This window comes from Chryseolinea sp. H1M3-3 (genome assembly GCF_029360725.1).
GTDB lineage: Bacteria > Bacteroidota > Bacteroidia > Cytophagales > Cyclobacteriaceae > Chryseolinea.
The window spans coordinates 47,851-61,861 of record NZ_JARKMY010000010.1; the positions used below are offsets into that span (position 1 = coordinate 47,851).

11 protein-coding genes are annotated in these 14,011 nt (G+C 41.5%); 5 read left to right on the plus strand and 6 right to left on the minus strand.

All coding sequences use genetic code 11. The features are described from left to right. The first annotated feature begins 24 nt into the window (after window positions 1-24). The 5 genes from P2W71_RS17120 (at window position 25) to P2W71_RS17140 (ending at window position 8,327) form a co-directional block, all read left to right on the plus strand. Window positions 25-765 carry a hypothetical protein gene (locus tag P2W71_RS17120; protein WP_276372513.1) on the plus strand — a complete coding sequence of 247 codons (741 nt, stop codon included), beginning with the start codon at window positions 25-27 and terminating at the stop codon, window positions 763-765. A gap of 3 nt (window positions 766-768) precedes the next feature. After that, window positions 769-3,531, plus strand: coding sequence for a TonB-dependent receptor (locus tag P2W71_RS17125; RefSeq protein ID WP_276372514.1), 2,763 nt, complete (start codon window positions 769-771; stop codon window positions 3,529-3,531). Between the two features lie 3 nt (window positions 3,532-3,534). Then, complete coding sequence (locus P2W71_RS17130) at window positions 3,535-4,677, plus strand: DUF4249 domain-containing protein (RefSeq protein ID WP_276372515.1); 1,143 nt, start codon at window positions 3,535-3,537, stop codon at window positions 4,675-4,677. Between the two features lie 31 nt (window positions 4,678-4,708). Beyond that, window positions 4,709-7,102: a hypothetical protein gene (locus P2W71_RS17135; RefSeq protein ID WP_276372516.1), complete on the plus strand. Its 2,394-nt coding sequence runs from the start codon at window positions 4,709-4,711 to the stop codon at window positions 7,100-7,102. A 94-nt stretch (window positions 7,103-7,196) separates the two neighbouring features. Further along, on the plus strand, window positions 7,197-8,327 hold the full coding sequence (locus P2W71_RS17140; protein WP_276372517.1) for an MFS transporter: 1,131 nt from the start codon (window positions 7,197-7,199) through the stop codon (window positions 8,325-8,327). Here the strand turns inward: P2W71_RS17140 and P2W71_RS17145 are convergent, their stop codons facing one another. From P2W71_RS17145 to P2W71_RS17170, 6 genes are all read right to left on the minus strand, one after another. Continuing rightward, the gene (locus P2W71_RS17145; RefSeq protein ID WP_276372518.1) at window positions 8,328-9,359 is read right to left on the minus strand and encodes a tetratricopeptide repeat protein; all 1,032 of its coding nucleotides are present in this window, start codon (window positions 9,357-9,359) and stop codon (window positions 8,328-8,330) included. Window positions 9,360-9,488: 129 nt separating this feature from the next. Beyond that, window positions 9,489-10,454, minus strand: coding sequence for a glycosyltransferase (locus P2W71_RS17150; RefSeq protein ID WP_276372519.1), 966 nt, complete (start codon window positions 10,452-10,454; stop codon window positions 9,489-9,491). A gap of 158 nt (window positions 10,455-10,612) precedes the next feature. Beyond that, entirely contained in the window at window positions 10,613-11,644 is a 1,032-nt protein-coding gene (locus P2W71_RS17155) for a glycosyltransferase family 2 protein (RefSeq protein WP_276372520.1), read from the minus strand. 6 nt (window positions 11,645-11,650) lie between these two features. Beyond that, the gene (locus tag P2W71_RS17160) at window positions 11,651-12,187 is read right to left on the minus strand and encodes a DUF4199 domain-containing protein (RefSeq protein ID WP_276372521.1); all 537 of its coding nucleotides are present in this window, start codon (window positions 12,185-12,187) and stop codon (window positions 11,651-11,653) included. 12 nt (window positions 12,188-12,199) lie between these two features. Continuing rightward, window positions 12,200-12,718 (minus strand): DUF4199 domain-containing protein, encoded by a 519-nt coding sequence (locus P2W71_RS17165; RefSeq protein WP_276372522.1) that lies wholly within the window; start codon window positions 12,716-12,718, stop codon window positions 12,200-12,202. A 33-nt stretch (window positions 12,719-12,751) separates the two neighbouring features. Further along, on the minus strand, window positions 12,752-14,011 hold the full coding sequence (locus tag P2W71_RS17170) for a dihydroorotase (protein WP_276372523.1): 1,260 nt from the start codon (window positions 14,009-14,011) through the stop codon (window positions 12,752-12,754).

Consider the following 14,011-nt stretch of genomic DNA (forward strand, 5'->3'; position numbering starts at 1 on the left):
TCTTTAGTACCTAGAGATCTACAGATGATGCGAAGAATCCGTTTTGTTGCTATTGTCATAATACTTATTCAGTGGTGTGGAATGTCGTCAACGTGTTTGTCTCAAGATACTCATACTGACACTTCCTTTCTTGCCCTTTCTAAGAAGAAGCAAATATCATTGTATACGACTGCTATCGAGTATCAATCAAGACTTTATAACGGAAGCGACTACATTGTTTATCAGTCTCACTATGAAGAACATCCCTACTTCAAAATCGACGATTGGGCGACCGGATCCATTGTTTACTGGAATGAGTTATATGAAAACGTCCCCATTCTATACGACCTGAGCACGGATCAGGTTATAACGGAAAACCGCGGCGGGCACCCCATTAAACTTGTGGCGGAAAAAGTTCAATCCTTTACTGTGTCAGAACACACCTTTGTGCGCCTGACCCGCGACGGCAACAATAAAATTAATGATGGATTTTATGACCGATTGTACGACGGTAATGTAAAGGTATATGCCCGGCTCATGAAATTGTATCGGGAGACCTTGAACAACAAAGAAGTTATCCCAAGTTATACGGAAGGCATTCGATATTATGTGGTGAAAGATGGCATTTTTCACACTGTAAAAACAAAAAAGTCTGTGTTGCAAATCCTCGTTGACCGAAAACAAGAGATGAAGACCTTTGTACGAAAGAATCGCATTCGCTTTAAAAATAACCGGGAGGTTGCTATTGTTCGTGTTATCGAATATTACGATTCCCTAAAACAGTAGCCTATGAATATATTTTACAGGGTATTAGCTCTCTTTTCACTCCTCTTTGCACCCATGCTTACCCTTGCCCAGGCGCCCAGGGTAACCGGGAGTTTCAACGGAACGGCTTTTCAAAAATTCGTAGAAGAGATTGAATCTAAAACTTCCTACCATTTCTATTTTAACCCCGCTCATACCGACAGCCTTACCGTTACAGCATCACCTGAAAACCAAGCGCTTGATGAATTATTGAATCAGGTTTTAGCAGGCACTGGTCTTCATCATGCTATAGATTTAGATCACAATGTTTATATCTCTAAAGAACGTGAGATACTCTCCGACTTACCAGACGATTTTTTCGGCACCGGTGTTTCAACTCCGGGCCGTCCTGCAATTGCATTTGATTATACGCTCTATGAAAAACGAGAGAAGCAGCGAAAACTCGCGGAGACAAGACTTTATTCTATCGGCGTTAAAACCAGCAACCTCGATGGCAAAGCATCATTGGCGGGTTATGTACGCGATGCGGCCAGTGGCTCCCCCGTTATCGGCGCAGCAGTATACGTAGAAAATCCAATGATCGGCGTCGCCACGGATGGATTTGGATACTATTCCATTACGCTTCCAAAAGGCAGACATGAACTTAAGATTCAGAGCATCGGGATGAAAAGTACTGAGCGACAAATCATGCTTTATTCCGACGGTAATTTGAACATCGAACTCGACGAAGAAGTTACACCGCTTAAAGAAGTAGTCGTCCAGTCTGAGCGTGATGTCCGAGTGAGAGGCCTACAAATGGGTGTCGAAAAAATGGACATCAAGACAATGAAGCAAATGCCATTGGCCTTAGGGGAAACCGATATCATGAAAGTTGTTTTGACATTACCCGGTGTTCAAACCGTAGGCGAAGGAACGGTAGGCTTAAATATCAGGGGAGGCGCCACGAATCAAAATCTTATTTTATTCAATGATGCTACAATTTATAATCCATCTCATCTTTTCGGATTCTTTTCAACTTTTAATCCTGATGTCCTTAACAATGTAGAATTATATAAAAGTGGAATTACCGCAGAGTACGGCGGCCGGCTCTCGGCGGTCTTGGATGTGACTTCCCGCGAAGGCAATCTGAAAAAGTTCGCCGGCTCTGGAGGCATAAGCCCGATCACGGGGAGATTATCTTTAGAGGGCCCTATCATAAAAGATAAATTTTCATTTCTCATCGGAGGCCGGTCAACTTATTCCGACTGGATTTTGGGAAAGCTTAAAACAAAATCACTTCAAAACAGCGAAGCTTCCTTTTATGATCTGAATATTCATTTGAGCTACAAGGTCAATGATAAAAACAACGTCTACGTGTCGGGTTATATGAGCAAAGATAAATTCAAGCTCAACAGTGATACACTTTATAATTATAGCGACAAGAATTTATCGCTAAAATGGAAACACGTTTTTAACAACAAGCTTTATGGCGTTTTGACTAGCGGGTATAGCAATTACAGTTACTCCATCACCAGTGATATTAATCCTGTTGAAGCATTCAACATGAAATTTGCGATCCAGCAAACCAACGCGAAATTAGATCTCAGTTATTTCCCTAACACTAAGCATACTATCCTGATGGGATTGGGAACTATACGCTATAAACTTTCACCTGGAAACATGCAGCCGTTTGGCGAGACATCTATCGTGACGCCTGATAAACTTCAAAATGAGCAGGCATTGGAAAGTTCATTATATGTAGGCGATCAATTTGAGTTATCACAAAAATTGGGACTGTATGCAGGAATTCGTTATTCATTTTATCAATTCCTCGGGCCCAAAGATGTTTATACTTATGGCGCCGGCCAGCCGCGGGAATTATCCTCTATGCTTGATACCATTCAGTATGCATCAGGCAAAACCATCGCGAGTCATCATGGACCGGAACCCCGACTGTCCTTGCGTTATTCCTTATCACGAAATGCATCTGTTAAGATCAGTTATAATCGTATGCGCCAATACATTCAGATGCTCTCCAATACCACGGCAATTGCACCGACCGATATTTGGAAGTTAAGTGATAACTACATTCAACCTCAAATCGGCGATCAATATTCTTTTGGTTTTTATAAGAATCTCAAAGGTGGCCTGATCGAATTCTCGATGGAAGCTTACTACAAAACCATGAAAAATTCCGTGGACTTCAAAAATTCTGCTGTTCTGCTCCTCAACCATCACATAGAGACCGATGTTGTCAATGCAACAGGCAATGCCTATGGTATTGAGTTTTTGCTTAAAAAATCAGCGGGTAAGCTCAATGGCTGGATTAGTTATACTTACTCCAGATCGTTGCTAAAGACGCAGAGCATCCATTCTTCCGAAACTGTTAACAAAGGAAAATATTATCCCAGCAGTTACGATAAGCCTCATGCGGTAAATTTTATTGGTAATTATAAATTCAGCAGACGTTTTAACTTCTCCCTCAATACTACATACAGCACCGGACGGCCAATAACCTTACCGTTACTCAAGTATGATCTGGGTGGCAATCCCAGGCTTTTTTACTCTGAAAGAAATCAATTCCGTATTCCCGACTATTTTAGGTTAGATGTGTCTATTAACGTGGAAGGTAATCACAGGATTAAGAAGCTGGCGCATAGCTCCTGGACCTTCGCGGTATATAATTTGACAGGCAGGCAAAATGCTTACTCCATTTATTTTACGTCTAAGGACAACGTAATCAAAGGTTATAAGCTTTCAATTTTCGGAAGACCTATTCCGACGATCACGTATAATTTTAAGTTTTAGGAAATGATGGTTACACGAAAAACTTACGCCCAAATAATACCGCTATTTCTAATACTGCTGGCGAGTTGCATCGAACCTTATAGTCCACCGGAAATTGAAGCAATTGAAAATATATTGGTGGTCGATGGATTTATCAATATTTCGGATAACACGGCAAGCGTTCGGTTGACTCAAGCAGCAGCGTTATCTGATGGCGCGACATCATACGCAGAGCTAAATGCCACTGTCATGGTTGAAGACGAAAACGGTTCAACATTTTTTCTTACAGAACAAGGTGATGGAAATTATTATACATCAGGAACCATAAACCTGGACATCACCAAAAAGTATCGACTGCATGTAACCACCACCAACCAAAAACAATATTTTTCAGATTACATCGAAGTAAAAGCAACAGCGTCGATCGATAGCATCACTTGGCGGCCCACAGATCGGCGCGATGGTATCAACATCTATGTAAACTCGCATGATGACAACCCAGAAAATATATACTACCAATGGACATTTCAAGAGACATGGGAGTATACCGCCGGTAATTATTCAATGTATAAGCTTGTGGATGGCGAGGTAGAATTAAATACGCAAAACCTTTACATGTGCTGGCTTTCCAAGCCATCAACAGAAATTAATATTGCATCAACGGAGCACCTATCCGGCAATTTGGTGCGCGATTATCAATTGGTCTTCATTCCAAAGGGCGCGGAAAAAATTTCCAGGAAATATAGCATTCTAGTTGAACAACGGAATTTAACCAAAGAAGCATTTGACTTCTGGACGCAACTAAAGAAAACTACGGAAAATCTCGGAACACTATTCGATCCTTTACCCTCCCAAGTTCTTGGCAATTTGCATAGCCAGACCGATAGCAATGAACCCGTACTAGGTTACTTTAGCGGGGGTTCTGTTTCAAAGAAACGAATATTCATTGAGATTGGTGATCTTCCTCCTGATCTGAGAAGAAGTTCACCACCGCCGTGCGCCATCGAGCAGATTCCGAATGACCAACTGTCAGGATCACCAGATATGCTTTTAATTGGAACTTACGGCGTTCCTGTTGTGGAAGGATATACTTATTCAACAGGAAAAAATTGTATGGACTGCCGTGATAACGGGGGTGTTACCTCCAGGCCCGACTACTGGGATTAACTATGCCAAACGAAATTAAAACAATAAGCGCGTGACACTCTGCAACCGAACCTGGATCATTGTTGTGATTGTTTTGATCACTTTTGTCGCAAAGGGGCAAGACAAAGGCTTGGATAGTCTGCGAAAGAAGTTTGATCGGTTCAGGATCGAGTTTCCGCAGGAGAAACTATACCTTCACATTGATCGGGATCTTTACCTCACAGGGGAAAACCTTTGGTTTAAAGTTTACAATGTAGATGGTGCGATTCACCATCCGATGGGCATTAGCAAAGTAGCCTACGTTGAAATACTTGATAAAGACAATAAAGCAGTTCTGCAAACGAAGGTCGCATTAAAAAGCGGTGAAGGAGCCGGCGCGTTGTTTCTACCAGCCTCTATTAATTCTGGAAATTATCAACTTCGCGCCTATACACAATGGATGAAGAATTTCAGTGCAGATTATTTCTTTCACAAAAATATCAGTATTGTAAACTCTTTTCGAAAACTCGAGATCGAAAAAGAAAATATCAGCAAACCTTTCACCGCGCAGTTCTTCCCTGAAGGAGGAAATTTGGTTAATGGTTTAAAAAGCAAGGTTGCGTTCCAAGCGATTGGCAGCCATGGCAAAGGAATTAATTTTTCCGGAATACTGCTCAATAATACCAACGATACAATTGCCAGTTTTAAGCCGTTGAAGTATGGTATAGGAAACTTCTCATTTACGCCAAGCGAAAACAATACTTATCGAGTGTTATTAACTGATACCTTAGGGAGAACGCAAACGATCAACCTTCCGGCAGCAAACGCTCTGGGTTATGTGCTGACTGTAAAAGACAGCACAGCTGAATCACTATCGATCAGCATTGCCGCAAGGGACTTGCCTCCATCTGCATGTAACATTTACTTGTTTGTACATGCAAGACAAGTGATAACGAAAGCAATTCACACGAGCCTGGTCAATGGATCAACGACAATCTTTATTCCTAAAAGTGAATTGAGTGAGGGCATATCTCACATTACGCTGTTTGATGGAAATGTCCGACCCCAATGTGAACGCCTGTACTTTAAACCAAGCCAGAAAAAACTTTCAGTTGTCGCGAAGACAAATCAAAGCGAATACGGCATCCGGCGAAAAGTAACTCTTGAAATATCCAATGATAAAAACGACCTAGAGGGGGACGCAAGCTTATCCGTCGCTGTTATTAAGTCAGACTCATTACAACAAGATATCACAGGACATATCTTCAATTACCTTTGGCTAACATCTGATTTAAACGGTAATATAGAATCTCCAGCGTATTATGGAAACACGGGTAGTCCTGACGTTACAAAAGCTTTGGATAACCTGATGCTTACCCATGGATGGAGGAAGTTTGCATGGAATGATGTCTTGTCTGAAAAACGTAGAACTCCTACGTTTCTCCCAGAGTACCGCGGCCATTTAATTCGTGGCACCGTGCAAAATACGGATGGTATTGCGGCTCAAAGCATCCCAGTATATTTATCCACACCGGGAAAAAATGTTCAGTTGTATACTGCCCGCAGCAAATCCAACGGCCAGGTGCAATTCGAAATGAAAGATTTTTGGGGACCAAAAAAAATCATTGTACAAACAAACACAGAAGAGGACAGTACATTTCAGATCAAGATACACAGTCCATACGCCGACGAATTTGGATCAAACAAATTGTCTCAGTTTTCATTGCCTGAGGCCTTGTCTAAAAATTTGTTAAGGCGCAGTATTGCCATGCAGGTACAGGATGTTTACTATGGCGAATCAGTTAACACCAAACCAATGTTGGTTGATAGCACCGCTTTTTACGGAAAAGCAAGTGAGACCTACTATCTTGATGACTATACACGGTTTCCGGTAATGGAAGAAGTAATGCGAGAATATGTTCCTGGGGTGATGGTACGAAAAAGGAAAGATGGTTTTCATTTTCTTGTACTTGACAATGTTCGAAAAAGTATGTTCAGGGACAATCCTCTTGTTCTACTGGATGGCATTCCTGTATTTGATCTCGATAAGATTATGGCCTTTGATCCGACCAGGGTTAAAAAACTTGAAGTAATAACACATCGCTATTTTCTCGGTCCCTTAAATTTTCCTGGGATTGTCAGTTATACTACTTATACGGGTGACCTCGCTGGATTTGAACTTAATCCTAACACGGTTGCCCTGGATTACGAAGGATTGCAACGCGAGCGCGTATTTTATTCACCCGAATATCAAAATCAAAAACAACGGGAGAGCAGATTGCCGGACCGAAGAAATTTATTGTATTGGAATCCGAGCATAACCTTGGACAAAGATGGTAAGCATCAGCTTGATTTTTTTACTTCTGACCTGACCGGCGACTATACGATTGTTGTAGAGGGTTTGACTAACAAAGGATATTCGGGGAGCACGACAAATTCATTCGTGGTTAAAGATTTTAATAATTAACGATTCACTCGATGTCAGATTAGGGAGGAGGCACTTCCCTACTTTTAAGATGTAAAATTTTTCCATCTTTACGTCACCATCTAAATCTGATTTCGTGCTCATCCATCGAATTGCTGTTAAAATAGCATTCTTTATCAACGGCTTTGTATTTGCCAACTGGGTATCACGTTTACCACTCATTCAGGAAATCTATCACGCTGACAATGGTACAATAGGACTTGTTTTGCTCGCTTCATCTATCGGTGCCGTTAGTGCCATGCCTTTTACGGGCTGGGCTATCATTAAAAACGGTAGCCGCAGAATTACTATTTTTGCGGCTCTCTCCTATTGTGCGATTGTGCCGCTGATCCCTTTCATGCCAAATCTCGTTTCTCTGATAACTTTGTATTTCCTAATGGGAATTTCGACGGGTATGCTGGACGTTGCCATGAATGCACAGGCAGTAATGGTAGAGCAAATTTATAAAAAGCCCATCATGACTTCTTTCCATGCCTTGTTTAGCATCGGCATGATGCTCGGCGCATGGTCTGGGTCATTATTTATCGACTTAGGGTATGACCTGGGGCGTCATCTTATCATTGTTTCAAGCGCATCCTTAGTGGCTGTGTGGTGGGCAAACCGAAATTTAATAGTCGATAAACCTGATCCCTTAGCAAAACATGAAGGTCCTTTGTTCCGGTTGCCAAACCAAGCCCTGATCAGTATTGGTATAATCACTTTTTGTGGTATGCTTGCGGAAGGCGCAATGTCTGATTGGAGCGTTAACTTTATGCAGAATGTAGCAAATGCCAGCGTAACCTTAGCACCTATCGGATTATCGGCTTTTGCTACTGCCATGACCATAGGAAGAATTTTTGGTGATCGCATTCGCAGTATGTTGGGAGACAAGCGAATGATTGTGTCAGGAGGACTAATCGCCTGCGCTGGTCTTTCCATGGCGCTAGTTGCCCCACTCCCATGGGTGACAATTGCCGGTTTTTTCCTGGTTGGACTGGGACTATCATCGATTGTTCCGATCGCTTATAGCATCGCCGGCAATACGAAAGACCTACCGCCAGGCGTAGGGTTAGCGATGGTGACAACAGTAGGATATTCTGGTTTCTTATTCGGCCCGCCAATCATCGGATTCATATCAGACGCTTTCACATTGCGTATTGCTTTGTCCGTCGTTGCCTTTCTTTTAGTCTTGATGACGTTACTTGGTTTACGCTACAAAAGCCGCTAGTCATTGTTGCTGTAATTTGACTACCTGAGTCCGATAAAAATTACCTTCCTCATTAGGTAGCAGCTCGCCAAGTCGTTGGTGAATGTTAACTACTGTACTATCATAACTTAAAACCTCTTTATACAGATCGATGGCTTTCGAATAATCTCCTTTAGTATCATAGATATACCCCATGATATGGCATAGATTTACACTCCTTTCTCCACCGTTCTCATATGCGATTTCATACCAGGCAAGTGCCTCATCATATTTCTTTTTAGCGTAGTAACTGTCACCTGCTAACAACATACCATCATAATACTCGGGATTGCTTTCGAGAACAGGATTAAGGACATTGATAGATTCATCATATTTCTGCTGGTTATAATACACCAGCGCCTTATTGTAAGCCGCGGCATTAAAGTGAGGCTCAATTTCAAGCGCCTTGTCAAACATTATCATCGCTGAGTCGTATTGATTACGCATCATCATTACATTCCCGTATCCTACCATGGCTTCAGCGTACTTATCATTTAATGTTAATGCTCTCCTGTAATTCAAATACGCAGAATCATAATTTCCGTTCCAGTATTGCTGTTCCGCAGTTTGAAAATATGCGGTAGCGTCATAACCGTTGTCGGAGTTGCTGAAAATACTTCCGATGAAAAAAATAAGGAAAGTTGCAAAGATAGCCAGTATGACCAGCGTTGTTACCCGGCGATTACTTTCAGATGTTCCAGTTTTAGAAAATGGTTTTACACTTGGACTTGCCGACTGGTGTTGTTTCCGAAATACGTTCTTCAAGACACTAGCGAATTCAGAGTTTTCAGTCCGTGTTTGATAACCCGACGTTTGAAAAGGCTCCTTAGTATTTTTTTTCGGCCATGCGTGGATGCCCAAATAAAAAAAATACACCGCGATACCAAGAAAGATAAAGATGAGAGAATCATCAACGGACCAGAACAACGCCATGGCTATTAAAAACACGTAACCGGTAACGAAGTAAAACCGAGCCTTCTTACGTAAATCAGGTCCTGCGTTTGAATTCTCCATGATTCAATAAAATTCTGGTGTCACCTAAATGATGATCGATTTCTCGATGTACGAGAACCAATTACTGGTTGTACCTAAGTTATTTCAAAACTTTTGATTTATTAAGCATTCCAGGAAATATCGACGAGGCTAACGATGTGCGTTAAATTTTTCCTTTAAAAACCCTAAGCCGTAGCCGCACAACTGACACAAAGCAGCAGGAATAGACAGCAGCGCAACCCCTAAATTTTTATTTTCCTTTAGTGAATGAAAAAAGATTGTCACTAAATAAAATGAAAACAGCCCAAAAGCTACGGCAAATAGTTTAACGCTAATTAAAGGCATAAAAATTAAGGATATTACACCAAGTAAAAAGACGGCGGGGAACCAATGGGTAATCTTTATTTCGGCTGGATGTGCCCGCCCGACGAGCGCTCTGCCTCTGCCAAAATTGTAAACCTGCTGATAAAATTGTTGAAAATTAAGGCGCCGTTTATGATACACAAAAGCGTCGGGTATCAAGCCAACCTTAAAGCCAGCGTTTTTCATCCGAATACTAAATTCAATGTCTTCTGCGTATCGATCGAACTTAAACCCTTCTGTTACTTCAAAGACTTTTCGGGAAATACCCATATTGAAACTTCGTGGTTGAAACCATCCGACGTGTTTTTTTCCGCCGCGAATACCACCCGTTGTAAGAACCGAACTCATGGTATACCCCATCGCCCGCTGCTTAAGCGTAAAATTCTCGTGGGCTCGGTCAGGTCCGCCCCACGCATCCCACTGATGTTCCTTCAGCGATTGAGTGACACTCAAAAAATAATGTGTCGGTAAGATGCAATCAGAGTCAAACACCACAAAATAATTTCCTCTGGCATGTGCAAATCCGAAGTTGCGACTTGGCCCAGGACCAGTATTAGGTTTAAAAAAATATTGAAGACTCAATTGGTCTCTAAAAATATCAACGATTTCTTCGCATCGAACGGAGGATCCGTCCTCAACAATAATCACTTCAAAATCCTTAAAAGATTGCGTAGCCAGACTGGATAAAATTTCTTTTACCTCCTGCGGGCGGTTGTAAACAGGAATAATCACAGAAAATTGAGGCTCGCGCATTACCTAAAATAAAAGGTTGGAAGATAGAGTTTTGATGAAAGAAATAAAAAAGACATGTAGCATGCCTGGGCGTAGATTCTTTGCAAGAGAGAATGTCCCATAGGAATGGGCGAAACGTTAAAGAATAAATAATTCCGAGGGAATAAATGTAAGACAGATTACTTCAACCGGCTTTCAGGATGCGAATAATACGTAACGCCTACTGGCTCGCCAGATAATTTTTCGCCCAGACCGACCTTATCAATAATGAGGTAGTCGCGTCTGCTCAATGACTGCATTGCAAACATCTCTGCCAGAAAACCAGTTACAAAAAGTTGAACACCAATTACCACTGCAACGAGGGCGATGTAGAAGGTAGGTTGTTCTGTGATGTCGCGCTTGATGGGTATTTTTGAAAAAAAGAGTGCATCGAATTTATCCCAAAATAACTTTAACGTAAAAAGAAATCCCACCAGAAAAGACAGGGTTCCAAGTGTCCCAAAGAAATGCATGGGTTTCTGCCTGAAACGACTGACAAAAGTAATGGACAATAAATCTAGAAATCCATTGATGAACCGTTCAATACCAAACTTGGTACTTCCGTATTTTCGTTCATGATGCTCAACCACTTTCTCTGTGATGCGGGTATATCCTGCCCATTTCAGAATGACAGGGATGTATCGATGCATTTCACCATATACCTGGATATTTTTTACAACTTGAATTTGATACGCTTTTAAACCACAGTTGAAGTCATGCAGCTTAATGCCTGACAACATACTCGTGATATAGTTAAAAAATTTAGACGGAATTGTTTTAGATAGTGGATCATGTCTTTTTTTCTTCCAGCCGGAAACCATGTGATAACCATCTTCTACAATCATTTTATACAGCGCAGGAATTTCATCTGGGCTATCCTGAAGGTCGGCGTCCATCGTAATTACTACTCGTCCTTGCGCGGCCCTGAATCCGGTTTGAAGGGCTGCCGACTTACCAAAATTTCTGTTAAAACGAATTCCTTTGAAATGACTGTCAACTTCATTTATTTTTTGAATTTCCTGCCATGTGTTATCTGTGCTTCCGTCATCAATAAAAATAACTTCATACGATAAGTCGTGTTTTTGCATTACACGACTTATCCATTGGCATAATTCAGAAAGAGATTCCTCTTCATCTTTGGCCGGTATTATGACAGTTATTTCAGGATTCATTATTAATTAAATACTTGTTTCAGGATGTGGCTTTTGTGTAAAGATGGAAATAATTAACGCTACTATTACTACAATCAGAACTCCAAAAATGACGCCCATAACTAAAATTGCTTCTGCACTGGTGAACATTTCGACAAACTTCATCGCAGCGTCAATCTGTTCTTGTGATTGACCCTTTGCTTCCATATCCTCAATTGCTTTTTCGCGAATGGTAGAAATAAAAGAGGGATCAATAAATTTCGCATAAATATAAGTGAACAGACTTGAAATCACGGCAGATACCAGACCTGTCCAGAAACCGATCCCAACACCTTGTCCAAACGACATATAACCATCTCCGTTTTCTTTAAAGTACTTATGCGCAAGGAAAACAATTACAATTGTAATAATGGTTCCTCCCCACCGTCCAAAGCCTTTCGACATGTCAATGTCGGCCATAGTTAATATAAGGAAATAAGCGATGCCTATAACACCATTGATAACACCGTAACGAATACCGGTTGAACGGGTAGTGATTGCTGGAGCGGTTACATTTTGTTCCATAAAGATTAGGGTTTAGGGTTGTCTTCTTAATATTACAGATAATACGATATTGACAAAGAATCCTATAATTATGCCTTGCATAAAATAAGTTTGTGTCAGACCGAAGATATTTGTCGCGGGTAACGTCGCCAAATTACGCTCGTAGATTTCTTTTCCAATCCGGTCAATATCCTCTTTCGGAAAAGTTTTCAAATACGCAGTAAACTGAGCAACATAAGAGACAACGAACTCCTTCTCCCAATTTCCAAACAGCCACAAAAGCACAGATGTTATTATCGTTGCGAGCAAAACCACCGACAGCCCACCTAACATCGCCTGGAAGAAATATAAAGCTCCTTGCTGATGATAATCCCTAAATTCTTTTAATGTAAAGAAAATAAATATACCAAACAGCAAAATTCTAAAATCCAAAAAGGGGGAAGTTAACAAGGGATGACGCCCAATATAATACATCACGACCAGCAGGGAAAAAGCCAGAATTCCCGCCACGGTGCCATAGCGCGCTGAAATCCTCAGAAGTATTTTTATCATAGCCACAATGTGTTCGGCAGGTTAATCACCAAATTAGTCTTCAATTTTGTGTCGGCCATTATTGAACACAGCCATTGCTTTTCCGGTAACTTCCCTGCCCAACCAGGGTGAATTTTTGGATTTTGAAAAATTGCTTTTCTCATTGAAAGTCCACAGGTGGGTCGGGTCAAAAAGTGTCAGATTAGCTTTTGCCTCCACTTCTATTTTAGGAATTTCAAGTTGTAAGAGCTTTCGGGGGTTAACAGTGACTTTCTCAATTAACACATCCCAATCAACAGATTTCGACAGGGTTACCAGATTTGCTCCAAAAGTCTGCAAAGAAATCATACCGGGGTCTGCCTGATCAAATTCAAGACTTTTGCTTTCATCTTCGTGAGGCGTATGCCCGGAACTAATTACGTCGATCGTGCCATCTTTCAAGCCTTTGATTAAGGCGTCGGCATCTGCTTTTTCCCTGAGGGGGGGATTGACTTTGTAGTTCGTGTCAAAATCCATTAAGAAACTGTCATCCAGAAGCGGTTGATAAACGGCTATATCACAGCTCACAGCCATTTTCTTTTTCGCCTGCCGCACCAGATCAATGGCTTTAGCAGATGACAACCTGGAGAAATGGAGGCGGCCGCCCGAATACCCGAGTAGTTCGAGGTTCTTTCCAACCGCTATGTCCTCTGCAATGCGGGGCATTCCCTTTAATCCGAGTTTGGTACTATTTATTCCTTCATGCATCTGACCAAACATATTCAACCAAATATCCTCCGGGTGATCGATTAAAAGACCGTTAAACTTTTGAAGATATTGGAGTGACTTTAAAAATATATCGGTGTGCCAAATGGGTTTTAATCCATCTGTAAAGGCGACTGCGCCTGCCTCGTGCAGATCGATCATTTCTGTAAGTTCTTCACCTTTATTATTTTTTGTAACAGATGCCAATGAATGAATTTGAACCAAGCGGTTGTCATTCCCCCTTGTGATATAGCCAACTTCATTTTTTGATTGCACAGACGGCGCTGTATTTGGCAGCATAGCAATTTCAGTGAAGCCACCAGCGGCGGCAGTCCGTGCTGCCGATTCCAAATCTTCTTTATGCTCAAGGCCCGGATCGCCAACGAAAGTGCCTAAGTCAAACCAGCCGATAGACAACTTCATGCCTTCTGCCTTGATTACGCGATCCGCAGCATAGCTCTTGTCGCCAATTTCTGCGATTCTTCCATTGTTGATCAGGACATTTTTAATTTTTTGATGAAATGGAGAACTGCTATCGATGATTTCAGGACCCTGGAGTAAAATTTTCAT